The organism is Rahnella sp. Larv3_ips (assembly GCF_003697865.1).
GTDB classification, from domain to species: Bacteria; Pseudomonadota; Gammaproteobacteria; order Enterobacterales; family Enterobacteriaceae; genus Rahnella; species Rahnella rivi.
The window spans coordinates 536,738-557,406 of record NZ_MJIB01000021.1; the positions used below are offsets into that span (position 1 = coordinate 536,738).

Annotated in this window: 21 protein-coding genes; 6 read left to right on the plus strand and 15 right to left on the minus strand. The window is 53.1% G+C overall.

Annotation, left to right across the window (positions count from 1 at the left end; translation table 11 throughout):
• The first annotated feature begins 15 nt into the window (after window positions 1–15).
• The gene (locus tag ED901_RS21965; protein WP_122097243.1) at window positions 16–1,848 is read left to right on the plus strand and encodes an ABC transporter ATP-binding protein; all 1,833 of its coding nucleotides are present in this window, start codon (window positions 16–18) and stop codon (window positions 1,846–1,848) included.
• A 4-nt stretch (window positions 1,849–1,852) separates the two neighbouring features.
• Here ED901_RS21965 and ED901_RS21970 read toward each other — a convergent pair whose 3' ends face one another.
• Window positions 1,853–2,974, minus strand: coding sequence for a GNAT family N-acetyltransferase (locus tag ED901_RS21970; RefSeq protein WP_122097244.1), 1,122 nt, complete (start codon window positions 2,972–2,974; stop codon window positions 1,853–1,855).
• A 183-nt stretch (window positions 2,975–3,157) separates the two neighbouring features.
• The gene (locus ED901_RS21975) at window positions 3,158–3,793 is read right to left on the minus strand and encodes a carbonic anhydrase (RefSeq protein WP_056775618.1); all 636 of its coding nucleotides are present in this window, start codon (window positions 3,791–3,793) and stop codon (window positions 3,158–3,160) included.
• Window positions 3,794–4,014: 221 nt separating this feature from the next.
• On the opposite strand from ED901_RS21975, the gene msrA reads away from it, so the two are divergent.
• Window positions 4,015–4,557, plus strand: a complete 543-nt coding sequence (msrA, locus tag ED901_RS21980; RefSeq protein ID WP_122097245.1) for a peptide-methionine (S)-S-oxide reductase MsrA — start codon at window positions 4,015–4,017, stop codon at window positions 4,555–4,557.
• Between the two features lie 55 nt (window positions 4,558–4,612).
• Here msrA and ED901_RS21985 read toward each other — a convergent pair whose 3' ends face one another.
• The 6 genes from ED901_RS21985 to ED901_RS22010 form a co-directional block, all read right to left on the minus strand.
• On the minus strand, window positions 4,613–4,918 hold the full coding sequence (locus tag ED901_RS21985) for a hypothetical protein (RefSeq protein WP_122097246.1): 306 nt from the start codon (window positions 4,916–4,918) through the stop codon (window positions 4,613–4,615).
• A 19-nt stretch (window positions 4,919–4,937) separates the two neighbouring features.
• Window positions 4,938–6,203 carry a PTS sugar transporter subunit IIC gene (locus ED901_RS21990; RefSeq protein WP_056775606.1) on the minus strand — a complete coding sequence of 422 codons (1,266 nt, stop codon included), beginning with the start codon at window positions 6,201–6,203 and terminating at the stop codon, window positions 4,938–4,940.
• 59 nt (window positions 6,204–6,262) lie between these two features.
• Window positions 6,263–6,565: a PTS sugar transporter subunit IIB gene (locus ED901_RS21995; RefSeq protein WP_056775602.1), complete on the minus strand. Its 303-nt coding sequence runs from the start codon at window positions 6,563–6,565 to the stop codon at window positions 6,263–6,265.
• 82 nt (window positions 6,566–6,647) lie between these two features.
• Entirely contained in the window at window positions 6,648–7,091 is a 444-nt protein-coding gene (locus tag ED901_RS22000) for a PTS sugar transporter subunit IIA (RefSeq protein WP_056775596.1), read from the minus strand.
• A 205-nt stretch (window positions 7,092–7,296) separates the two neighbouring features.
• On the minus strand, window positions 7,297–7,893 hold the full coding sequence (locus ED901_RS22005) for an AAA family ATPase (protein ID WP_122097247.1): 597 nt from the start codon (window positions 7,891–7,893) through the stop codon (window positions 7,297–7,299).
• Complete coding sequence (locus ED901_RS22010) at window positions 7,886–8,821, minus strand: tagatose-bisphosphate aldolase (protein WP_122097248.1); 936 nt, start codon at window positions 8,819–8,821, stop codon at window positions 7,886–7,888. The genes ED901_RS22005 and ED901_RS22010 overlap by 8 nt, the downstream gene beginning before the upstream one ends.
• Before the next feature lie 234 nt (window positions 8,822–9,055).
• Between ED901_RS22010 and ED901_RS22015 the strand changes: the two genes are divergently transcribed.
• Both ED901_RS22015 and ED901_RS22020 read left to right on the plus strand, forming a co-directional pair.
• The gene (locus ED901_RS22015; protein WP_056775589.1) at window positions 9,056–9,988 is read left to right on the plus strand and encodes a sugar-binding transcriptional regulator; all 933 of its coding nucleotides are present in this window, start codon (window positions 9,056–9,058) and stop codon (window positions 9,986–9,988) included.
• A gap of 445 nt (window positions 9,989–10,433) precedes the next feature.
• On the plus strand, window positions 10,434–11,075 hold the full coding sequence (locus ED901_RS22020; protein WP_056775586.1) for a hydrolase: 642 nt from the start codon (window positions 10,434–10,436) through the stop codon (window positions 11,073–11,075).
• Window positions 11,076–11,094: 19 nt separating this feature from the next.
• Here ED901_RS22020 and ED901_RS22025 read toward each other — a convergent pair whose 3' ends face one another.
• Window positions 11,095–12,003, minus strand: coding sequence for a LysR family transcriptional regulator (locus ED901_RS22025; RefSeq protein ID WP_122097249.1), 909 nt, complete (start codon window positions 12,001–12,003; stop codon window positions 11,095–11,097).
• 139 nt (window positions 12,004–12,142) lie between these two features.
• Between ED901_RS22025 and ED901_RS22030 the strand changes: the two genes are divergently transcribed.
• Both ED901_RS22030 and cho read left to right on the plus strand, forming a co-directional pair.
• Window positions 12,143–12,451 carry a transporter gene (locus ED901_RS22030; RefSeq protein WP_122097250.1) on the plus strand — a complete coding sequence of 103 codons (309 nt, stop codon included), beginning with the start codon at window positions 12,143–12,145 and terminating at the stop codon, window positions 12,449–12,451.
• Window positions 12,452–12,587: 136 nt separating this feature from the next.
• Entirely contained in the window at window positions 12,588–13,439 is an 852-nt protein-coding gene (gene cho / locus ED901_RS22035) for an excinuclease Cho (RefSeq protein WP_056777147.1), read from the plus strand.
• 77 nt (window positions 13,440–13,516) lie between these two features.
• Here the strand turns inward: cho and gorA are convergent, their stop codons facing one another.
• From gorA to ED901_RS22065, 6 genes are all read right to left on the minus strand, one after another.
• Complete coding sequence (gene gorA, locus ED901_RS22040) at window positions 13,517–14,869, minus strand: glutathione-disulfide reductase (protein ID WP_056775578.1); 1,353 nt, start codon at window positions 14,867–14,869, stop codon at window positions 13,517–13,519.
• A gap of 175 nt (window positions 14,870–15,044) precedes the next feature.
• A complete protein-coding gene (locus ED901_RS22045; RefSeq protein ID WP_056775575.1) occupies window positions 15,045–15,887 on the minus strand; it encodes a 23S rRNA (adenine(2030)-N(6))-methyltransferase RlmJ in 843 nt (280 codons plus the stop codon).
• A gap of 80 nt (window positions 15,888–15,967) precedes the next feature.
• Entirely contained in the window at window positions 15,968–16,696 is a 729-nt protein-coding gene (locus tag ED901_RS22050) for a GntR family transcriptional regulator (protein ID WP_122097251.1), read from the minus strand.
• A gap of 92 nt (window positions 16,697–16,788) precedes the next feature.
• Complete coding sequence (locus ED901_RS22055) at window positions 16,789–17,826, minus strand: oxidoreductase (protein ID WP_122097252.1); 1,038 nt, start codon at window positions 17,824–17,826, stop codon at window positions 16,789–16,791.
• Between the two features lie 26 nt (window positions 17,827–17,852).
• On the minus strand, window positions 17,853–19,106 hold the full coding sequence (locus ED901_RS22060) for a PTS sugar transporter subunit IIC (protein WP_122097253.1): 1,254 nt from the start codon (window positions 19,104–19,106) through the stop codon (window positions 17,853–17,855).
• A gap of 17 nt (window positions 19,107–19,123) precedes the next feature.
• The gene (locus tag ED901_RS22065; protein ID WP_122097254.1) at window positions 19,124–20,434 is read right to left on the minus strand and encodes a 6-phospho-beta-glucosidase; all 1,311 of its coding nucleotides are present in this window, start codon (window positions 20,432–20,434) and stop codon (window positions 19,124–19,126) included.
• Window positions 20,435–20,669: the final 235 nt, after the last annotated feature.

A 20,669-nucleotide genomic window follows, 5' to 3' on the forward strand; every position in this document is an offset into this window, starting at 1 on the left:
TAAAAGGGGATCACCATGCTGTTTCGCCGTTTTGAGCGAATGATCGACATCTTCCGTGAGGCGCCGGGCGGGGAGCCGCCTGACAAAGTCTTTCCTTTCTATCTCTATTATCTGCGCCAGGTCTGGCCGAGTTTTGCGGTATTGCTGGTGGTCGGGCTGGTAGCGTCATTGATTGAAGTGTCGCTGTTCAGCTACCTCAGCCAGATTATCGATCTCACCAAAGACACACCGCCGGGCAGTTTTTTCTCCGAGCACATGGGGGAACTCCTGTGGATGGCGGCGGTGGCGATGATCCTGCGGCCGGTGTTTTTCGGGCTGAATGATTTGCTGGTACATCAGACGCTGACGCCCGGTATGACCAGCATGATCCGCTGGCAAAACCATAAATATGTGCTGAAGCAGAGCCTGAACTTTTTTCAGAGTGATTTCGCCGGGCGCATCGCCCAGCGCATCATGCAGACCGGCAGCTCGCTGCGCGATTCCGCAGTCCAGATGGTGGATGCCATCTGGCACGTGGTGATCTACGCCGCCAGCGCACTGTTTTTGTTTGCCGAAGCCGACTGGCGGCTGATGATCCCGCTGATTATCTGGATATTCTGTTACGCGATTTGCCTGTGGTTCTTTGTGCCTCGGGTGAAGCAGCGCTCGGTCGAGTCTTCTGAAGCGCGCTCGAAGCTGATGGGCTGTATCGTTGACGGCTACACCAATATCTCGACGCTAAAGCTGTTCGCACACACCGATCTGGAGCAGCAATATGCGCGTGAGGCCATCACCGAACAGACGTATAAAACGCAGCTCGCCGGGCGGCTGTTAACCGGTATGGCGTTCGCCATTACCACGCTGAACGGTCTGCTGATTGTCAGCAGCACCGGGCTGGCCTTGTGGTTATGGACGCAGTCGCTGATAAGCGTCGGGGCGATTGCGCTGGCGACCGGTCTGGTAATACGTATCGTGAATATGTCTGGTTGGATCATGTGGGTGGTGAACGGGATTTTCGAGAACATTGGTACGGTTCAGGACGGTCTGCACACCATCGCGCAGCCGCTGACCGTGACCGATAAACCACAGGCGAAAGGGCTGAAGGTGGATCAGGGGGCGATCCACTTTGATCACATCGATTTCAACTATGGCAAAGGCGCCCGGGTGATCCAGAATCTGGATCTGGCGATCCGCCCCGGTGAGAAGATCGGTCTGATCGGCCCTTCCGGCGCGGGGAAATCCACGCTGGTGAACCTGCTGTTGCGGCTCTACGACATCGACGGCGGGCGCATTCTGATTGATCAGCAGGACATTGCCGGGGTCACGCAGCAGAGCCTGCGCGCGCAAATCGGCATGATTACGCAGGACACTTCGCTGCTGCACCGTTCAATCCGCGATAACCTGCTTTACGGCAGGCCGGGCGCCACCGATGAGGAGTTGCAGCTGGCGATCCGTCAGGCGCGTGCCGATGAATTTATACCGCAACTGTATGATTCGCAGGGCAGAACCGGGCTGGACGCGCATGTCGGTGAACGCGGCGTTAAACTCTCCGGCGGCCAGCGTCAGCGTATTGCCATCGCCCGCGTGTTACTGAAAAACGCACCGATCCTGATCATGGATGAAGCGACATCGGCGCTGGATTCAGAAGTGGAAGCGGCAATTCAGGAAAGTCTCGAGACGCTGATGGGCGGTAAAACGGTGATTGCCATCGCCCACCGCTTATCGACCATCGCCAAAATGGACCGTCTGGTGGTGCTGGAAAAAGGGCAGATTGTTGAGGTGGGTAACCACGCCGAACTGCTGGCGCACGGCGGCCTTTACGCGCGCTTGTGGCAACATCAGACCGGCGGATTTGTCGGGATGGATTAAGGCTCTATGCGTGCCGGTAGGGCAGCACCTCACGGGCTTCATCGGCCCAGCGCTGCACGCCGGCACGTTCTTCCACTAAAAAATCTTCCACGGCATCGCGTAAACCCGGATGCCGTAAATAGTGCCACGAGTCGGTGATCACCGGTTCAAAGCCGCGCAGCAGTTTGTGTTCGCCCTGTGCCCCCGCGTCAAAGCGCGCCAGCCCGCTGGCAATCGCGTATTCCATACCCTGATAAAAACAGGTTTCGAAGTGCAACCGGTCAAACTCTGCCACGCAGCCCCAGTAGCGGCCATAAAAGGTATCGCCGCTGATCAGGCTGAAGGCCATCGCCACGTCGCGACCGTTTTGCTGCGCGACCACAAGACGGATCGCCTCCGGCATTCTTTCCGCCAGCAGGCTGAAGAAAGCGCGGGTCAGATACGGCGACTGGCCGCGCACGGCGTAAGTATTGCTGTAGCAACTGTAGACAAAATCCCACTGCGCTTCAGTCACGTCGGTGCCTTTCAGCCAGATAAACTCGATGCCCTGCGCCGCCACCTGTTCGCGCTCCTTGCGGAACTGTTTACGTTTGCGCGAGGTGAGGGCGTCGAGGTAATCCTGAAAATCACGATAACCGCGGTTCTGCCAGTGATACTGCAAGCCCTGCCGGTGCTGCCACACGGCTTCACTGCCGATCAGCCGGTTGGCGCGTTCATCGGTGAAATTGATGTGCGCGCCGGTCAGGCCGTTTTCCACCAGATACTCCGGCAACGCTTGCAACAAACGCAAGGCCGCAGAGTCATCGCCCAGCAAACGGGCGCCCGTTACCGGGCTGAACGGCACCGCGCCCAGCCATTTCGGATAATAGGCGATGCCCGAACGCTGACAGGCATCCGCCCAGCCCTGGTCGAACACGTATTCGCCGTAAGAATGACGTTTACGGTAACCGGGAATGGCGGCGCGGATGTCGCCATTTTCCTGCCACAGCAGATGTTCAGGACGCCAGCCGGAATGTGGCCCCAGGCTGCCGCTGTCTTCCAGCGCAGATAAAAATGCATGGCTGAGGAAAGGCTGTTGCGCAGGCACCAGCGCATCCCACTGTGCGGCAGGCAAATCAGCCAGACGGCTCAACGTGATAACAGGCATGAAATATTCTCGCTGTGGCATTGAAGGAGAAAGCGCTTAAGTGTCGTTCAGGCAGGGAAATAATGTCGGCTGAAAGGTGCGGAGGAAAAAATAAAAATGCTTAACCCGCTGATTTATAATACGGAACCTGTTGGGATAGATTCCGTATTATTATCCGGCAAGCCGATATGCCGGATTTTTTAATTAACTGGCCCTGACTTCAGGATTATCTGAAAGTGAAATAAAGGTGCTGCTCTTCGCATCAAATGCATCAATACACCCGGATTCAATATCATAAACCCAGCCGTGCAGGGTAACCTGACCTTTCGCCAGCGCGACCGCAACGCAAGGGTGCGTGCGCAGGTTACTCAGCTGAGCAACCACGTTCTGATGCACCATTCCGTTGACGCGCGCTTCAGGGGATTCGTGCTCAGAGGCTTCGTTGATGGCTTTCGCCGCATCGGAATAACGCAGCCAGTGGGCGACCGCGGGCATGTGATCCAGACAGGTGCAGTTGGCGATTGCGCTCATCGCGCCACAGTTGGAATGCCCGCAGATAACGATATCTTTCACGCCGAGCGCCATCACCGCGTACTCCACCGTTGCCGATACGCCGCCCGGTTCCGGCCCGAAGGGTGGCACAATGTTACCGGCATTACGGATAACAAACAGTTCGCCCGGTTCACGCTGGGTCACTAATTCCGGCACTAAACGGCTGTCAGAACAGGATATAAACAGGGTCTTAGGATTTTGGTTTAAAGCGAGTTGTTTGAATAACTTAGAGCGTTGCGGAAACGCTTCTTTCTGGAATCTGAGAAAACCTTCAATAACGTCTTTCATAGGGGGAATTCCATGTATTTCAATGCCAGTGAGTCTGCCATGAAAAAAAAGGCAGATCAATCAGACGGAATATCATCACTATTTGCAGGGAAATAAGAGAAAGCAAAATAATATAATTTACCGGCGATAAGCATTTCACATTCCCTTTTTTTAATGCCATACCTTTATGTCAGCCTTATCCGTCCCCATATTTCCTCTACCCCCTGAGTGAAGGAGTCTGTATGACAATCGAATACGCTATTTTTGGTGGCGGCTGTTTCTGGTGTACGGAAGCGGTGTTCAAAGACGTCATCGGCGTGGAGTCGGTGGAAAGTATTTACACCGGCGGGCGTCGTCCGAATCCGAACTATGAGCAGGTGTGCACCGGCACCACCGGCCATGCGGAGGCCATCCGCGTGGGATTTGACCCGGAAAAACTGACCTACGGCGATCTGCTGGATATCCACTTTGTGACGCACGATCCGACCCAGCTTAACCGCCAGGGCAACGACGTCGGCACGCAGTATCGTTCGGCGATTTTCCCGGCAAATGAGCAGCAAAAAGCCGAGGCGGAAGCCGCCATCCTGCGCGCGCAGCACGATCACAATGATCCGATTGTGACCAGCATCGAACCGCTGGGTGAGGTGTACGTGGCCGAAGGCTATCACCAGAATTACTGGGATGGCGCGGGGCAGCAGAACCGTTACTGCATGGCGGTGATCCCACCGAAACTGCAAAAATTACGCAAGAGCTTTGCGCAGCGAACGAAATCGCTGAACCCGTAAAGTACCCGGACGTATGAATGTAAAAAGCCAGAACCTGAGTTCTGGCTTTTTTGTCTCAAAATCCGTATCGGATCGCATCCTTACTTTGTTGCATCAGCGCGTCAATTTTCTGCGAATACGTCTCCAGCCCTTTGCCGTCTCCGGCCTCTGAGCACTCACGCCGCCGCGCGTTATAGGCCTTCATCAGTTGCGCCTGCGCAAAGCCAGGTTTGCCGTAACAGGCCATGCTCTGCTCCCAGCAGGCGATCGCCGCCTCCAGTTCCTGTTGTTCCTGATACTGTTTTCCCAGCTCGTTGAGCGCTTTGGCCGACTCCTGCGGCGGCAGCTGTTGCGCTAAAATTTGCTCAATGCGTGTATCCATAAAGATGACCTCCGCGCGGTTAATGGAAGAAGTTGAGAATATGACCAAACACCAGCCCGACGCTGATGACATCCGAGTCGCTGAATGTCACGTTCGAGAAGCCGAATTTGCCCAGCAGAGGCAGCAGCAGCGCCGGAAGTAAGGTGATAAACAGGCCGTGGAAGATACCGCCGATAATCGCCCCGCGACGTCCGCCGACGGCGTTACCAAAGATGCCCGCCGTGCCGCCTGCGAAGAAGTTGGTCAGCATGCCCGGTAAAATCATCGCGAGTCCCAGGCTCGGGAACAGGAACATGCCGATGACCGACCCGATGGTGGTGGAGATAAACCCGATGATCACCGCGTTAGGGGCGTAAGGGAAAAGCACCGGGCAATCGAGCGCAGGAATGGCGTTTGGCACGATGCGCAGGGCGATCCCGCGAAAAGCCGGGACGATTTCAGCCAGCAACAGGCGCACCCCAGAGAGCAGAACATACACACCCACCACAAACTGAACCGATTGCAGGAAGGAATAGACCAGATAGTTGACGTTATTGGCGAAAGGCGCGACAACTTCCGGGCCTGCGGCGACGGCGGGGATCAGGTAAATCGGGATCATCACCACCATCATCGACAGATAAGTGTCCTGCAGGAATGAGAGGGACTGCGGCAGCTCAAAATCTTCGGTGCTCTTACTGACGTCGCCGGTGATTTTCGCCACACCCGCCTGCACGATATAGCCGATGGTGCAGAAATGGCCGAGCGCAAAATCATCGGAACCGGTAATTTTGCGCACAATCGGTTGTGCCAGTACCGGCATACCGACCGCCATCACCCCGGCTATCACCCCACCGGTTACGATCAGCTCCACACCGCGCAGGCCACCCATATAACCGATGACCGAACAGACGGTCGCCATCCACAAGGAGGCCTGGCCGGTCAGGAAGATATATTTAAAGCGGGTCAGGCGGGCAATCAGGATATTGACGATAAACGCCAGCACCATAATTAAGGCGGTTTCACGCCCGAGCGTCTGCTGGGCGATCCCGGCAATCGACCCGACGTCAGTCACGATGCCGCGCATATGGAAACCTTTCTGGAATATTTCGCCCAAAAAAGTCAGCGCATTAACAATAATGCTCGCCCCGGAAAGGAGGACTAAAAAACCCAGCAGCGTTTTCAGTGTGCCGGTAATAATTTGTCCGGGACTTTTTTTCAATGCGATCAAGCCAATCATCGCAATCAGCGATATTAATATTGATGCCTGGCCTAATACATCATTAACAATAAAGTGAAGGAAAGACATAAGCGTCCCCTGTAGTAGAGATGTAGAGTTGTTCTATTGGATGATATTATTTTTTATTATTAGATAGCCAGATGACCCATTTCCTGAAGAACGGGTGTCAGTTTGCTTTTTATTTCATTTTTATCCACCAGCCTTTTCAGGTAAATAATATTGGCTTTGATGGTGTAATGCTGGAATTGTGATCTGAAGTTTTCGCCGGTCATAATAATATCTGCCCGGGTAGAGGTGGCGCTGGAAATATCGCAATGTGATAAATCGGCTTCGACACCTAAATCTTTTAATGCGGCTTCGATACTCATTTCACAGGCAAAACTACTGCCCAGACCTGCGCCGCAGACTGCAAGGATAGATAACTTTTTCATAAGACTCCCTTACGCATTTTGTAGGTGATGATTGTTGTAGATGATGAATATCGGTTGATGGTCATCTCTCTTCACTTCACGTTTAAAACTGCCGGATAATCTCTAAGGCTTCCTGCGTGTTCTTACTCTCTTTCAGTTTTTTCGCGGCCTCATCGTCGCAGAAAAGATGAGAGAGACTGGCAATCATTTCTATGTGCGAATGGCTGTCCACGGCGGCCAGCGCGAAAATAACGTACACCGGATCGTTATCTTCACTGCCGAACTCGACGCCTTGTGAAACAATCACCAGCGACAGCGCCGTGCGGTTGACGCCCTCTTCGGGCCGGGCGTGCGGCATAGCAATGCCTTCGCCCAACACATAATAAGGACCGATTTCCCGGTGCATATCATATATAGCCTGAAGATAACGACTTTCCGCCGCACCGGAATCAATTAACGGTTGCACCGCTAACGCGACGGCACTTTTCCAGTCTTCTGTTTTCGGAATTATCTTGGTGTTATTTTCATTAATCCAGTCGCTTAACATAATACCTCTTTACATGAATAGGGGCTTTTCTCAGTATGATATTTAATTTAAATAAAAACTGTGATCTGTCCAGTTCTATTGGTGACTAAATAAAGCTTTTCATTTATCCAAGATAAGAATGTAAAACGATGTGTCGGAATTAATGTCTGTGACAATAAAACACGTCATGTTTTTTGTTCAGTAACGCAATATTTCCCTTTCCGGTTTATTGTGTTTGGGTATGGAATGAATTTATTATCCATTCGTGAATAACAACAATATTTACAGGTCTATTCTCATCAACATTATTTTGATCCACAGAATATACCGGTCCTAATGCCATTGGCTGCGCATTTCCTGCAAGAATTTTTAATTCGGGAATATATTCTGCCCCGACATGTCCCGCTAAGCGTTCGCCCACTCGCGAGGCAAAACGTTCCGCGACCCGTTCTGCATCAATCTGGCACCAGATTTCCAGCACCTGTGTCACGCCAGCCTGCTGCAAATAGGTGTGCAACACGTCTTTTGGCTGGAAACCAAACCAGGCATCGACAATAAATGTGCTGCCGTCCGGCGCGCCTGCGACGATATCCCAGATCACCTGATAACTGGCCTGGCCCAGTACGCGGTTAAACGGGCGATCGACATTTTGCAGCCGCTGTAAAAACGGGTTTTTAATGCCATCGAGCGACAACTGCAACCAGCCACTCTGTTCAGAAAGCTCAACGGCGAGCCGGCTTTTACCCGATGCGGGGATCCCGTTAACCAGGATAACGCGTTTACCGGCAAAGCCATTTCGTGCGGCGCTTCTGTTTTCAGACATGTTCCACCTGTTCAGTTTTATGAGGTACCGGAGCCTTGAAGTATTGCTGGATCACGGCCTGAAGTTCGTTCAGACGCGGTACCGCAAGGGATTCAAGGCGGGATTTGGTCGCGCTGCGGTCGAGAGAAATGCAGTCTTTCCACAATGAACGCCCTGCGATAACGCCCGATGCGCCTTCACTCATGGCATCCGCCACTTGTTTGAGGAAGGTGGAATGATCAACCCCGGCGGAAAGCACCGCCCATGGCACGTCGCCGGCGAGTTCAGTGATGTCGGCACAGGCTTGTTTCGAGCCCGGATAAGGCAGTTTCAGCACCTTCGCACCGCACTCCAGGCAAATCTTAGTGCCGCCATAGATCAGTGAAGGGACTTTTTCTTTATATTCTTCCTCGGTTTCGTTGTCGAGTTTATAGGTCAGGAACTCCACCACCAGCAGCAGGTCTTCGCGGGCAAAATCTTCGATGCACTGATGCAGAATTCCAATGTTATGGCGGTTGGCTTCTTCCTGATCAGCGCGCAGGTAGACCATGATTTTGCCGCCTGTGGCGCCCAGTTCACGCACGCGGCGCGCATCGACATTCGCCACCAGTCGGGACAGACGGTAGCCTTCCGGTGAATTATCCCAGCCTGATGCGTCAAGGCCGATCAGCAGGGCAGTATCGCGGGCAATAATGCCGTCATCCACCAGTTGCGGCACGGCGCAGACCGGATCGACCAGCACGCAGGAGGCTTTGCTGGCGAGGTATTGGGTGATGTCGGCTTTAATCAGCCCGAGTTCGTGTTCTGAAATGGCGGATTGTTGCTGCGGGTCGCTGGCCAGCAGGCTGCGCATGGCACCGCGCTGGTCACAGGCGATCACCAGCATCGCGCCATTCTTGCCACAAATTTGCTGATAGCTGCGTAATTCTGAAGTAGACATTTTTGACATGGAACTCTCCTTTGCGTGAAATTTATTACAGATGAAAAAATCTCGATTACACTGGACGTTCTGTCTTTAGCCCCCTGATGAAAAGGGGCGGAAAGTCGCGTAACACGCCGGTTTGCAAGGGTTGAAGCCCGATCCGGTACATTGCATTTTTACAGGTGTTGCGCAATAATCCCTCAATCGACAATTTGAGTGTAATTCATTACTGAAAGGAATTTCAAGCTGAAAGAGCCAATTTTGCAAGATATTGCAGCAACGCGCGCCATGATGCATTTAGTGGCTAAGCTGCATTACGAGTCTGATATGTCTCAGGTGGAGATTGCTCGCAAGCTGGATGTGTCGACGGCCACCATCTCAAGATTGCTCAATAAGGCCCGTGCGGCGGGCATCGTGCGCATCGAAGTGGTGGGATTATCTTCGCCGGAAGACATGACATCAGACCTGGTTAAGCGCCTCGGATTGAAGCAGGCCTATGTGGTCGATGCGCCGCCGGGGAATGTGCTCGGTGCGCTGTCAACGCCGCTGGCCTCGCTGCTTCAGGACGCCGGATTAGGTGCCGGCTCGGTGCTGGGCATCGGCTGGGGAAGGGCGGTGCGCGAAGTGACGCTGGCCGGTATGCCGCGTCTGCCGGGGATCATGACCGTGGCGCTGAACGGCGGGATGCAACAGTCTGCACCGCATTTTCAGATCACCGAGTTCGTCCGCCGTGCGGCGGAACAGATGGAAGGCACACCGTACTTTTTACATGCGCCTTATCTTTCCTCGGCACCTTTGCGTGATGCCTTTCTCGCTGACCGCAGCGTGCAGGAAATCATTTCGCTGTGGGATAAGCTGGATGCAGCGATCGTCGGCATCGGGCTGACCCACACGCCGAAACCGAGCGAATCCACCACTGCCACGCCGGGCGAACAGGCGCTGAGCGATGCCGCGGGTGACGTGCTGCGCCACTACTTCACGGAATCCGGTGAATTATTACACTGGGAAGGTGAGGAGCGGATGATTGCGGCTTCGGTTGAACAGTTGCGCAAAACGCCACTGACCATCGGCGTCGCCGCCACGCCGGAAAAAGCCGCCGGAATTATCGGCGCGGTGCGTTCGGGCATGATCAATTCATTAGTGACAGACGTGAATACCGCGCAGGCGATCCTGGATAAACTGCCGGTGGCATGACGGCTTGTTTTTGAATTTGACCAAAATAAAAAGGCATTCCGTGGCGGGAATGCCTTTTCGTTTTCCCCACGCTTTAAAATAAATCCGCGTGCCATCCTGAGTACTGAATGTGCTCATTTTTATCTTTTCTCCGCAGTGGTTTGGCAGGTTTTAAACGGGTCATGTGTCGTGTTGAAAATACTATGAGGTGCCAGGGGTAAAGAGTGATGACAGGTTATCTTTAACATGTCGTTAAGAAATCTTGTTGTACCTATAGGCATGAAAATAAGAGGATTTTTTTACTCTTTACAGAAAAAAATGTCTGTCAAAAAAATCTGAACAAGTTGCCAAATTCTTTCCGCTATCCGCTTTTACACTCCTGCCCTATTTTTAATTCCAGCAGCACAACAACACAACATTAAATACAAACACACAACCCAACAATGCACTCTGAGAGGAAATGAAAATGTCTAAATTCGATCTGCTGGACCCACAGAACTCCACTTTGATTTTCATCGACCATCAGCCACAGATGTCATTCGGCGTTGCGAATATTGATCGCCAGCAGCTTAAAAATAATACGGTCGCTCTCGCCAAAGCGGGCAAGGTTTTTAACGTGCCGGTGATTTACACCTCGGTCGAAACGGAAAGCTTCAGCGGTTATATCTGGCCGGAATTACTGGCGGTGCACCCTGATGTGAAACCTGTCGAACGTACCTCAATGAATTCCTGGGAAGACGCGGCCTTCGTGAAGGCCGTTGAAGCGACAGGGCGCAAAAAACTGATTATCTCCGCCCTCTGGACCGAAGTGTGTCTGACTTTCCCGGCGCTGATGGCGCTGAAAGAAGGGTATGAAGTGTATGTGGTGACCGACACCTCCGGCGGCACCAGCGTGGATGCCCACGAACGCGCCATCGACCGTATGGTGCAGGCCGGTGCAGTGCCGGTGACCTGGCAGCAGGTTCTGCTCGAATACCAGCGCGACTGGTCACGCAAAGAAACCTACGACGCCGTTATGGATCTGGTGCGTGAACACAGCGGTGCCTACGGCATGGGCGTCGATTATGCCTACACGATGGTGCACAAAGCGCCACAGCGTCAGGGGTAATTCTGGTATGGCAGCCCGGTTATTCCGGGCTATAAACGGTGCTCAGCCCGTCAAAGTTCTGCAAATTCTCACGCCACCACATGGCAGCGTTGCCGGTGGCATTGTCGTTCCAGGCCATAAACGCCTGGTCGCGGCGGGGTTCGGTATCGAGACGACGCTCAACCAGCGCACCGCTTTCCAGATGCGGTGCGGCCAGATAACGCGGCAGATAGCCGCAACCCAGCCCGGCAATTTGTGCATGCACTTTGGCGTTAAAGTCATGCACGCTCAGCATTTTCTGCTCATCAAGCACGCGTAAATCAGCGCCTGCGCCGTGGCGGGAGGTGTCGTGAACGACAACGGCGCGATACTGGCGGATGTGTTCACGCACCAGCGGTTCCGGCATTGCGGCGAGCGGGTGGTGGGGCGCAACGGCAAACACATATTCCAGCCAGCCGATGGCGCGATATTCGATACCGCTGCGGGTCAGGGGTTCCTGCACGGCGCCAAAGACAATGTCGGCTTCGCCATAACTGAGCGCTTCCCAGCAACCGGCGAGCACGTCGTGGCGAAACAGCAATTGGGTATGCTGATGTTCGGCGTAAAACCGGTCGATCAGGGGTGCAAGCAGCGCGAAGGGAACGGAGGCATCAACGCTGAGGGTCAGTTTGCTTTCCCAGCCGCTTTCGACGTACTGCGCCTGTTGTTCCAGCTCACTGACGGCGCGCAGCAGTACGCGGCCTTTTTCGAGCATCAGGCGGCCGGTGGGAGTGAATGTCGCGCGATGACCGGAGCGGTCCAGCAGTTTGATGTTCAGATCACTTTCCATCTTCTGCACGGTATAACTCAGTGCCGAGGCGGTTTTAAACAGTCTGGCCGCGGCGGCCGCAAAGGTGCCGTGTCTGTCCAGCGCATCCAGGATCAGCAGCGCTTCAAGGCTTAATCGCATTATTTTTCCCACCCCAAAAATTGTTTAACAACACCCCAAAATATTTTCGTTATCAATGAGGGTGCTGGTTTCGTATCGTTTATGAATATAACGCAACATTCAGTTAACCAGAACAACGGTGAATGAGAAGGAATATCCGATGACCTATCCGCATCAACCTGACCACATGACTCTGGTGATCACCCACTGCATACAGCGGGATAAGCTCGCGGACTATGAATGCTGGCTGGAGACGCTGAAGGCGGATGCGGCAAGGTTTCCCGGTTATCAGAATGTGAACATCCTGCGGCCGGTTCACGGTGAAACCACCTACACCCTGCTCGTGCGCTTCGATAACATTGATAATTTGTATCAGTGGATACACTCCGATCAGCGCGATATCCGCGAGGCCGCCTTAGCCAACTTACTGAGAGGACAGGAATATATTGAGATGCGCACACAGGCGTAATGTTTCGTCGCCCGAAATTTACACATTGTTTGCCCTGCAAAGGTTGAAGACTGTATAAAACGCCAGTATGATTCGGCTGTTTTTTATACGCTGTCGTTATCAGAGAAAAGTCATCACAGAAAGCAGGTCAGCCATTTTGTGGAATCCCGAAAAAGAGCTTTTTACCGAGCTTTATCAATACCCTGAACATCTTCGTCATACGTTGGAAAATTTACCCAGCAGCAGCGGTGTCTATATTTTCTATGGTGACGACAACGCTTTTCCGCTGTATATCGGCAAGAGTGTGAATATCCGCAGCCGCGTGATGTCGCATTTTCGTAATCCTGCCGAAGCCAAGTTGCTCCACATGACCCGCGATATCGATTATGTGAAAACCATCGGCGAAGTCGGGGCGTTATTGCTGGAATCGGATCTGATCAAAACCCGGCGTCCGCTGTTTAATAAACGTCTGCGCACCGCCCGCAAGCTCTGTTCGATCCGGCTTGAGGCGCTAAGCGCGAGTATCGTGTTCAGCAACGAAGTGGATTTCTCGCACAGTGACGATTTGTTCGGCTTGTTTAAAACCAAGATGTCGGCGGTCGAGAAAATCCGTGATATCGCCGATCAGGAAAAGCTGTGTTACGGCGCGCTGGGGCTGGAGAAGCTGACAAAAAACCGCGCGTGCTTCCGCTATTCACTGGGGAAATGTGCCGGTGTCTGTTGTGGAAAAGAATCCCCGCAGGCGCATCAGGCGCGTCTCAGAGAGGCGCTCAGCGCCCTGAAAATCCGCAGCTGGCCCTATCCTGGCCGGATTGCTATTGCCGAAGAAGCCAATGGCGTAACCGATTATCACGTCATCAATCACTGGTTTTATCTGGGAACGGTGCAAACGCTGGAGGCGGCAAAAGCCTTCGACATGGCCGTTCCGCATTTCGACCGCGACAGTTATAAAATCCTGTGCAAGCCGCTGTTCGAGGCGGACAGTTCGAAGGTGATTTTGCTGGATTAACGGCAACAAAAAAAGGCTTCCGATCCGCAGATCTGAAGCCTTTTTACTGCATCGCGTTAGCGTCGCAAGGGCGCGAATTAACGCATAGTCACAAACTCTTCCGCACCGGTCGGGTGGATAGCGACGGTGTTGTCGAAGTCTTTCTTAGTCGCGCCCATTTTCAGTGCGACGGCGAAGCCCTGCAACATTTCGTCCATGCCGTAACCTATACCGTGGATACCGACGATTTTCTCTTCCGCACCCACGCACACCAGTTTCATGCGGCACGGCTGACGGTGCTGCGTAACGGCGGTGTACATGGCAGTGAACTGAGATTTATACACTTTCACGTTCTCTTCGCCGAACTGCTCTTTCGCTTGCGGTTCGGTCAGGCCGACCGTGCCGATTGGCGGGTGGCTGAACACGACGGTGGCGATGTTGCTGTAATCCAGATGCTCGTCAGGTTTGTTGTTAAACAGACGTTCAGACAGACGACGACCTGCGGCAACGGCAACCGGAGTCAGTTCAACCGCACCGGTGTTATCGCCCACGGCATAAATCCCTTTTACGCTGGTGTTCTGGAATTTATCGACGACGATATACCCTTTTTCGTTGGTTTTCACACCCGTCGCTTTCAGGTTGAAGTTGTCAGTTTCCGGTTCGCGGCCAATCGCCCAGACCAGGCTGTCGACTTCAAATTCCTGACCGTTTTCCAGTTTCAGCGTCAGGCTGCCGTCGGCATTTTTCACCACTTCTTTCGGAATGGATTCTTTATGCAGCGCCGGACCTTCGGCTTCCATCACTTCAACCAGCGTATCGACCATCAGCGGATCGAAAGTACGCAGCGGCGCGTGTTTACGCACGAACAGGTGAGTTTCAGCACCCAGGCCGTTCATCACACCGGCGATTTCTACCGCAATGTAACCCGCGCCGACGACGGCAACGCGTTTTGGCATTTCCGTCAGATCAAAGAAACCGTCGGAATCGATGCCGTATTCTGCACCCGGAATATTTGGGTGGCTCGGGCGACCGCCGGTGGCGATCAGGATGTGATCCGCGGTGATCTTCTCGCCGTTCACTTCCACGGTATGATCGTCAACGAAACGCGCGAAACCTTTGATCACGTCAACGTTGTTTTTGCCCAGCACGTTATCGTACGAGGTGTGGATACGGTCGATGTAGGCGGTACGGTTGGCGACCAGCGTTTTCCAGTTAAAGCTGTTAACGGTGGTATCGAAGCCATAATCCGGGCCGTAGTTGCGGATCGCTTCAGCGATTTGCGCGGCGTGCCACATGACTTTTTTCGGGACACAACCCACGTTGACACACGTGCCGCCCAGCTCTTTAGCTTCGATCAGCGCACATTTTTTCCCATACATGGCTGCACGGTTGATTGATGCGATACCGCCGCTGCCGCCGCCAATTGCCAGATAGTCATAATGTTTGGTCATCGGATTTTCCATGAGTTGTCAAAAATGAAGAACGCCATACCGGCGTCGCTAATCTTAAAAATTGCTGTGAGTTTAGCGCGTGAATGCATTTTGTCGCAAAGTTTGGATCGATGGCTGCAATAGGTTTGATAGCCGGGACCTTAGAAAAAGGTCCCGGCGAAGGGCAATTCTTTACTTACTCAGGCACAACCCATTTGACCGTCGTGTGACCGGTACCGGAAGGGACCAGCACTTTCAGCAGCCACGGCAGCACGTTGTTCATCTGCTGCTCGAGCTTCCACGGCGGATTGATGACGATCATGCCGGAAGCCGTCATACCGCGCTGATCGCTGTCCGGGCGCACGCCCAGCTCGATTTGCAGGATGCGGCGGATGCCGGTCGCTTCAAGATCACGCAGCATTTTCTTGATCTGCTGGCGCATGACCACCGGGTACCACAGCGCGTAAGTGCCGGTGGCAAAGCGCTTGTGGCCTTCCTGAATGCCTTTCACCACGTCCTGATAATCTGTTTTCAGTTCGTACGGCGGATCCATCAGGATAAAGCCACGGCGCGACAGCGGAGGCAACTGGGCTTTCAGCTGCTGGTAGCCATCGCTACGCGAAACGCGGGTGCGGTCATCTTTCTGGAATTCACTGCGCAGCAGCGGGAAATCGCTCGGGTGCAGCTCGGTCAGTTGCAGTTTGTCTTCTTCGCGCAGCAGCTGACGGGCAATCAGCGGTGAGCCCGGATAATAACGCAGGCTTTCGTTGCGGTTGAAGTGGTTGACGACGGACATATAGGCCGCCAGTTCTTCAGGAATATCATCACGTTGCCAGATGCGCGCGATGCCTTCCAGATATTCGCCGGTGCGTTCGGCGTGTTCGCCGCTCAGCTGATAGCGCCCGGCACCCGCGTGGGTGTCGAGATAAAGGAAGGGTTTTTCTTTTTCTTTCAGAGACTCGATGATCAGGCTCTGAACGGTGTGTTTCAGGACGTCGGCATGGTTGCCAGCGTGAAAACTGTGGCGGTAACTCAGCATAAATATCATGTTCCGGAGTGGCGTATTGGCGACAGTATAAACTGTTTGCCCTCTTCATACTTCACGTTGCAGGCGTGATCTTACTTCCCCACCCAGCTGTTCTTGATTTTGAATTTGTCTGCGCGGTTATAACTGATTGAGTAATTGAAGGTTTTTCCGTCTTCCAGTTTGGTAATGCCCGACACTTTCAGCATCGGCAGGCCGGTTTCACACGCCAGCAGCGCGGAAAGCGCGTCATCAAACAGCGAGGCCTCGATCACGGAGTTATAGAATTTAATTTTCCTGCCGGTTTTATTTTCAATGAATTCATATAACGAGCCGTTTTGTAAAACGGACTCAGGAATAATGTCGATGATTGTACAGGGAATATAGGAATCTTCGATCAGCACCGCAATATTGTCCACCAGCCGGACGCGGCGAATATAATGCACTTCGTCGTCTTCATGAATATCCAGCTGGCTGGCGATATATTCCCCGGCTTTGAGGGTATGCAGGCTGATTAAGCGGCTGGACACTTTCACGTCATCTTTGAATTCACGAGAAAAACCGAGAATAGAATCACTGGTACCGTTATTGAGCAGATAAACGTTATCTTCGATGACTTTGGTGACGTACATCCCTTTGCCATGAATACGTTCGATAAAGCCCTCCTGTTCCAGCATGTGCATGGCTTTTTGCAGTGTCACGCGCGTCACTTCATAACGCAGGGCCAGTTCGCGCTCGGAAGGAATTTTGTCACCGACCCGATACTCTTTATTGAGGATCGCCTGTTTCAGGCTGTTTTTGATATCAATGTAGCGGGCGGCCATGGGCGTAACTTCTTCATGTCAGGGTTTATTTTTGAGCAGTATAGACAGATGCCCCGCAGACCGGAAGCGCAGGCTCCCGGTCTGCGCGCGTGTCATCGCAGGCGGATCAGCGCCGGTGCCGGCTGTTCAAACGCACGATGCAGAATTTCCATCGTGGTCATCACCTCTGCGGCAGGCACATACGGCGGCTGTCCCTGAGATAAGGTGGCATGGACCGCATCGTAAACGCGGCCATAATCGCCGTTGCCCGCATCGACACGTTCGGTAATGGTTTCACCGTGTTCATCCAGATATTTCAGCACGCCATATTCCGTTTCCTGACCAAAATCTGCGGTACCCGGTAATTTCCCGGCTTTCAGGCAGGTTTCCTGTTGATCGATATTGAGTTTAATAAAGGAGCCTTTTTCTCCGTGAAGAATAAATTTCGGGTAAGGCTGCATCACCAGATGGCTGCATTTAACAATGGCTTTGGTTTTGCCGTAATAAAGCTGCAGTTCAAAGGTGTCGTCAGGGTTATTTTTATTTCGCACCGAACGGATATCGTAATGCACACATTCCGGCCGCCCGAACAGGCTGACCACCTGATCGACAAGATGAACGCCCAGCCCGTAAAAAGCGCCGTGGGTATAATCGGCCGGCGCATCGGGGGCGTCAGGGCGGAAGTAATCAAAATGACTTTCGAACTCAACAATATTACCGAGCACGCCGCTGTTGATGACTTTTTTCACCGCCTGGAAACAACTGTCGAAACGCCGGTTCTGATAGGGCGTCACCGTCAGCCCTTTTTCCGCAGCCAGCGCAAATAAGCTCCGTGCTTCTTCCAGCGTGCGGGTAAACGGCTTTTCGACGATGACGTTCTTTCCGTGCTCAAGGCAGATTTTCGCATAGTCATAATGGGTTTGCGGCGGGGTACACAGGGTCACCAGCGTAATGCTTTCGTCGTGCAGAATATCATTGAGATCAGAGGTGAAGCGGATGCCCTGATAAGCCTCTTCTTGCTCAATGTCCGGGCGACGGGTGATATCAAAAATGGTGCGAACCGCAAAGGTGTCGCGCCGCTGCAAAACGTAAGGCAGATGGTAGCGCGTTGCGCTTTTTCCGAATCCTACAAACGCACAGTTTATCTTCATGATGATGTATTCCTTGTCGTTAAGATTTATGCATTGACCGGCAAAGCCGGAACAGGCTGTTCGCTGTGCTCCATCGCCAGCTGTTTCTTTTCCAGCACGCGGAAGAAGGGATAATAGATCATTGCTGAAATAATAATCATGACGCCTGACCAGATGGCTGCCGGAATATTCCCGCCGGTGGCAAAATAGGCATTGAAGAAGGGCGGCATGGTCCACGGGATCTGCAAGACCGGGCGGCCAATAATATTAAACGCCATCAGGAACCAGGAGAGGGTGCAAAGCAGCATCGGCGTGATAATTAACGGCAGCATCATCAGCGGATTAAACACCATCGGCACGCCGAAAATGACCGGCTCATTAATACAAAACAGCGACGGCGCAAAAGACATCCGGCCCAGCGATTTATAATAACGACTTTTCGACATCATCATCGCCAGCACCAGTCCCATCGTCGCGCCGGACCCGCCGGTGCAAATAAAGAAGTTATAAAAACCTTCCGCAAAGATATGGGGTATTGGCTGGTGGCTGAGATAGGCCTGAGTATTTTCGACAATAAACTTGAGAAATATCGGTGCGGTAATGCCGGAGAGCACGTTGGTACCGTGAATGCCGCAGCACCAGAGCAGCGAGATGAGAAACACCAGCACCAGCATACCGGGCAAGGTGCCCAGGCCGATGACCAGCGGGCTTAAGATCAGCGTGAAAAATGCGTTGATATCAAAATGCAGGATCACCCGCACAAACCACACCAGCGCCAGACAGACGAACGCCGGAATGACGCCGATAAAGGACTGTAATACGGCGGGAGGAACGTTTTCCGGCAGCCGGATATAGATTTTATTTTCGATAAAAAAGCGAATGATATAGACGGTCAGCACTGAAAGAATAATGGCCGAGAACAGACCGGACGCCCCGAGATTATCGACGTTTAACGTATATTCATCGTTAAGCTGCGCCATCAGAAATACGGCGACGGTGATCCCGCTGCACATCAGTCCGTCAAGCTTGTAATGTTTCGCCAGATTGTAACTGATGCCGATGGCCGACATTAATCCGATCACCCCGAAGGTCACAATGACCGGCACATTCAGCGCGGTGCCGAACTGGCCTAAATATTCCGTCCAGCCGGGGATCGGCAGATTGGCGATAATTAAGAAGATACTGCCGGAAATAATAAACGGCAGCGTCAGCGTAATGCCGTTTCTGACGGCGACCAGAATAACGTTTTCGCCCACTTTCACCAGAGAGGGGACAACGCGTGATTCCAAAAATTTCATCATGAGGTTTTACCTGTCTTTCAATAATCATATTGAGGTAAATAAGCCCGGTTTACCGCGAGGTATTCGTCGAGAATTTTTTCGGCGATATCCACGGACGGCATCAGCGGATGCACCGAGAGCGCCATCAATGCTGTGGAATAATCGCCGGTGACGGCAGCGTCGATCGTGAGTTCTTCGAACGCTTTGACGCTCTGGATCAGGCCGCGGATTTTCGACGGTAAACGGCCATACGCCAGCGGATGCGCGCCCTGACGGTCAATCACCGCGTTAGTTTCCACCACGCTATTTTCGTCAAGATCCGGCGTGGCACCGCGATTTCGCGTATTCACGACGTGGATTTCCTGCCGGTTGTTATAAATCGCGCTGATGATCGAACAGGCAGTGTCTGAGTAATACGCGCCGCCGCGGCTTTCCAGTTCTTTGGGTTTACTTTCAAGCTGCGGGTTTTTATAGATTTCAAAAAGCTGGCGCTCAATTTCGCGCGTTTGTTCTCCGCGTGTGCCGTGCGTCTGACTGTCTTGTACGCTGTGCGCCACCATTTCACGGCGCAAATAGAAGTATTTCAGGTAGGAAAGGGGATACAGCCCGAGTGCGCGGATAAAGGCGGGCGGCAATCCGGTGTCGGGAATGTTTTTCAACTGATGCTGATCGTTGCCCTGTGCCAGCTTTTCGATAAATTCTGCCGTAACGTCGTGGCCGTTGACGGCGATCTGATCGGCAAAAATCAGGTGGTTCAGCCCCATCACGCGGGCATATACGTCTTCGCGGCGCACGTCATACACCTTCGCGATATCCATCATCATGCTGTTCGCGCCGCTGCAAATCCCCAGCGTTTTGATGCACGAATATTTTTCGATGGCTTCGGTGACAATCCCCGCCGGGTTGGTGAAATTGATCAGCCACGCCTCCGGGCACAGCCTTTCCATATCGCGGCACAACTCTAACAGCACGGGAATGGTGCGTTGCGCTTTCATAAACCCGCCCGCGCCGGTGGTTTCCTGCCCGAGAACGCCATATTTCAGCGGGATGGCCTCGTCGTGAATGCGGGCTTCCTGCTGGCCGACGCGCAGCTGGGTAGTGACGAAATCCGCATCACGCAGCGCGGTTTCCCGGTCGGTGGTCAGATGGACCGTCATCGGGATACCGGCTTTTTTCACCATCCGCTGTGCCAGCGCGCCCACGATATTCAGCTTTTCTTCGCCGGCGGCAATATCCACCAGCCAGAATTCCGACACCGGTAATTCGGCGTGGCGGCGGATAAAGCCGTCGATCAGTTCCGGTGTGTAACCTGAGCCGCCGCCCAGCGTGACAATCTTGAGTGTTTTCATTCCCTGCTGACTCCCTGTGTTGTTGAAAAACCGTACTGGCATATGCCAGATGACAGGAAGTTAACACGAATAACCTTGCTGTAAATAAGGGTTAGCGGGCAGGCACAGACAAAGATGAAAAATGCGAGGCAGGTCTTGCTGCAGGATGATAATTCGAGCGGGAGTGATTGATAACATGAATATCTGTGCCTGCCGGGCGATATCGGCGCCACCCTTGATTTCCCCGTCACTTGAC

What these genes read in the sequence shown, in the direction of transcription:
- ED901_RS21965 (WP_122097243.1), top strand. Translation starts at nt 16, where the DNA reads ATGCTGTTTCGCCGTTTTGAGCGAATGATCGACATCTTCCGTGAGGCG.
- ED901_RS21970 (WP_122097244.1), bottom strand. Translation starts at nt 2,974, where the DNA reads ATGCCTGTTATCACGTTGAGCCGTCTGGCTGATTTGCCTGCCGCACAG.
- ED901_RS21975 (WP_056775618.1), bottom strand. Translation starts at nt 3,793, where the DNA reads ATGAAAGACGTTATTGAAGGTTTTCTCAGATTCCAGAAAGAAGCGTTT.
- msrA (WP_122097245.1), top strand. Translation starts at nt 4,015, where the DNA reads ATGACAATCGAATACGCTATTTTTGGTGGCGGCTGTTTCTGGTGTACG.
- ED901_RS21985 (WP_122097246.1), bottom strand. Translation starts at nt 4,918, where the DNA reads ATGGATACACGCATTGAGCAAATTTTAGCGCAACAGCTGCCGCCGCAG.
- ED901_RS21990 (WP_056775606.1), bottom strand. Translation starts at nt 6,203, where the DNA reads ATGTCTTTCCTTCACTTTATTGTTAATGATGTATTAGGCCAGGCATCA.
- ED901_RS21995 (WP_056775602.1), bottom strand. Translation starts at nt 6,565, where the DNA reads ATGAAAAAGTTATCTATCCTTGCAGTCTGCGGCGCAGGTCTGGGCAGT.
- ED901_RS22000 (WP_056775596.1), bottom strand. Translation starts at nt 7,091, where the DNA reads ATGTTAAGCGACTGGATTAATGAAAATAACACCAAGATAATTCCGAAA.
- ED901_RS22005 (WP_122097247.1), bottom strand. Translation starts at nt 7,893, where the DNA reads ATGTCTGAAAACAGAAGCGCCGCACGAAATGGCTTTGCCGGTAAACGC.
- ED901_RS22010 (WP_122097248.1), bottom strand. Translation starts at nt 8,821, where the DNA reads ATGTCAAAAATGTCTACTTCAGAATTACGCAGCTATCAGCAAATTTGT.
- ED901_RS22020 (WP_056775586.1), top strand. Translation starts at nt 10,434, where the DNA reads ATGTCTAAATTCGATCTGCTGGACCCACAGAACTCCACTTTGATTTTC.
- ED901_RS22025 (WP_122097249.1), bottom strand. Translation starts at nt 12,003, where the DNA reads ATGCGATTAAGCCTTGAAGCGCTGCTGATCCTGGATGCGCTGGACAGA.
- ED901_RS22030 (WP_122097250.1), top strand. Translation starts at nt 12,143, where the DNA reads ATGACCTATCCGCATCAACCTGACCACATGACTCTGGTGATCACCCAC.
- gorA (WP_056775578.1), bottom strand. Translation starts at nt 14,869, where the DNA reads ATGACCAAACATTATGACTATCTGGCAATTGGCGGCGGCAGCGGCGGT.
- ED901_RS22045 (WP_056775575.1), bottom strand. Translation starts at nt 15,887, where the DNA reads ATGCTGAGTTACCGCCACAGTTTTCACGCTGGCAACCATGCCGACGTC.
- ED901_RS22050 (WP_122097251.1), bottom strand. Translation starts at nt 16,696, where the DNA reads ATGGCCGCCCGCTACATTGATATCAAAAACAGCCTGAAACAGGCGATC.
- ED901_RS22055 (WP_122097252.1), bottom strand. Translation starts at nt 17,826, where the DNA reads ATGAAGATAAACTGTGCGTTTGTAGGATTCGGAAAAAGCGCAACGCGC.
- ED901_RS22060 (WP_122097253.1), bottom strand. Translation starts at nt 19,106, where the DNA reads ATGATGAAATTTTTGGAATCACGCGTTGTCCCCTCTCTGGTGAAAGTG.
- ED901_RS22065 (WP_122097254.1), bottom strand. Translation starts at nt 20,434, where the DNA reads ATGAAAACACTCAAGATTGTCACGCTGGGCGGCGGCTCAGGTTACACA.